We start from the raw sequence: 2,136 nt of genomic DNA, 5'->3' as shown, positions 1-2,136 counted from the left end.
CCCCCGTCCCACTCCCTGTCCCGCTCCCCGTCCCGTTACCCGTTCGGCGCAACAGGGCCCTCAGCCGGGCGAAGACCTCCTCTACGTCGAATGGCTTAACGACGTAGTCGTCCGCTCCGGCGTCCAGACCGGCGATCCGGTCCGCCGTCTCCACGAGCGCCGTGAGCATCAGGATCGGCGTCCGATCGCCCTCCGCCCGCAGGACACGGCACACCTGGAGGCCGTCGATGCCGGGCATCATCACGTCCAGCACGAGCACGTCCGGCGGCGTCCGGTGAGCCTGTGCGAGCGCCTCGACGCCGTCAGCGACGGCGGTGACCTCGTAACCCTCAAGGGTCAGCGCGCGTTCCAGGGCATGTCGGATGGCACGGTCGTCCTCGGCGAGCAGCACATTCTGGGGCACCCCACCAGTCTGCCAAGGCCACGGCGACGAACCACCTGAGGGAGTCGGACAGGAGCGGGCTTCTTACCCGCCTCTCACCCGGGCCGGGCAGGTGGCTTACCTCGCCGGGCCACCGTGTCCGGAATGCCAGGCGGACCACCGGACCGAGGTCACGCCGGGAAGGGCCGCATGGATCGTATGGGACGCGTGGGTCGTATGAAGCACAGGCCTGGCGAGCGGGCGGAGTGCGCAAATCGGGTGGAGTACGGAATTCGGGCGGAGTGCTGCGAGCAGGACGGGTACGCGACCTGTATGGAACTGACGAGGAGCCGGCCGTACACCGAGCGGACACGCGACCCGCGCCCGACGGTCCACCGCACGAAGACGAAGGTCCAGCGCATGAAGATCGTGTTCCTGCTGCACAACGCGTACGCCATCGGCGGCACGGTCCGCACGACGCTGAACCTGGCGTCGGCACTGGCGGACCGCCACGATGTCGAGATCGTGTCCATGTCGCGGCACCGGGACACCCCGCGCTTCGGGATCGACCCGCGGATCAGACTCGTCCCCCTGGTCGACACGCGCCCGGGCAGCACGGACCCCACCGACCCCGCCTTCGGGCAGCCGGCCCTCGACTACCCCGCCGAGGACAAGCGCCACCGCCAGTACACACGCCTCACCGACCACCGCGTCCGCGACCATCTCGCCCGCTGCCGCGCGGACGTCGTGATCGGCACCCGCCCCGGCCTCAACGTGTACGTCGCCCGCTTCGCACCCCGCCACGCCCTGCGCGTCGGCCAGGAACACCTGCGCCACGACGCGCACGACAAGCGACTGCGCAAGGTGCTGGCCCGGCACTACCGGGCGCTGGACGCGGTGGTGACCACCACCGAGGCCGACGCGAAGGCGTACCGGGCCCACATGCCCCTGCCGGGCGTACGGGTGATGTCGGTGCCGAACATCGTGCCCGAGGTCCACACCTCCCCCTCGACCGGCACCGCCCCCGTGATCGCGGCGGCCGGCCGGCTGGCCCCCGGCAAGCGCTTCGACCTGCTCCTGGAGGCCTTCGCGCGGGTCGCGTCGAAGGAACCGGACTGGCGGCTGCGCATCTACGGCGGCGGCAAGCAGAAGGACCGCCTGAACCGCGTCATCGACGAGCTCGGCCTCTCCGGCCGGGCCCGCCTCATGGGGCCGCACACCCCCATCGAGGCCGAGTTCGCCAAGGCGTCGCTGGTGGTCAGCGCGTCGGACGCGGAATCGTTCGGGATGACACTGGTCGAGGCGATGCGCTGCGGGGTGCCGGTCATCAGCACGGACTGCCCGCTCGGGCCCGCCGAGATCATCACCGACGGCGTCGACGGCCGCCTCGTCCCGGTCGACGACGCGGGCGCCCTCGCCGACGCCATCCTCGACCTGATCGCCGACGAGCCGACCCGCCGCGCCATGGGTGCCGCCGCCCTCAAGAGCGCCCACCGCTACGACGCGACCCCCATCCTCTCCCGCTACGAACTCCTCTTCGCCGAGCTCCACGCCACCCGCCACCGCCGCGGCTGGGAACGCGACCGGGCCCGCCTGAGCGCCTGGGCCCTCCGCCGGCGCCGCTCCCTGCGCCGCCGGGTACGGGCCTGGGGCGCCCGCCTGGGCCGTCCGAGCACCCAGGCGGCCCGGGAGACGCCGTGAGAGCCCCAGATCCCGCCCACCGGCCCCAGGGGCACCCCCAGCCCGGGGCCGGCTGACGCGGGACGGGCCGCGCC

Annotated in this window: 2 protein-coding genes; one reads left to right on the top strand and one right to left on the bottom strand. The window is 72.7% G+C overall.

What is annotated here, in order from left to right:
• On the bottom strand, nt 1-403 hold a 403-nt coding region (locus tag FNH08_RS49235; RefSeq protein WP_322726649.1), incomplete at its 3' end, for a response regulator transcription factor.
• A 378-nt stretch (nt 404-781) separates the two neighbouring features.
• On the opposite strand from FNH08_RS49235, the gene FNH08_RS49230 reads away from it, so the two are divergent.
• Entirely contained in the window at nt 782-2,062 is a 1,281-nt protein-coding gene (locus tag FNH08_RS49230) for a glycosyltransferase family 4 protein (RefSeq protein WP_152778465.1), read from the top strand.
• The last annotated feature ends 74 nt before the right edge of the window (nt 2,063-2,136 follow it).

It is taken from the genome of Streptomyces spongiae (assembly GCF_009377185.1).
Lineage (GTDB): Bacteria > Actinomycetota > Actinomycetes > Streptomycetales > Streptomycetaceae > Streptomyces > Streptomyces spongiae.
This window is presented reverse-complemented; position numbering and strand designations above follow the sequence as displayed.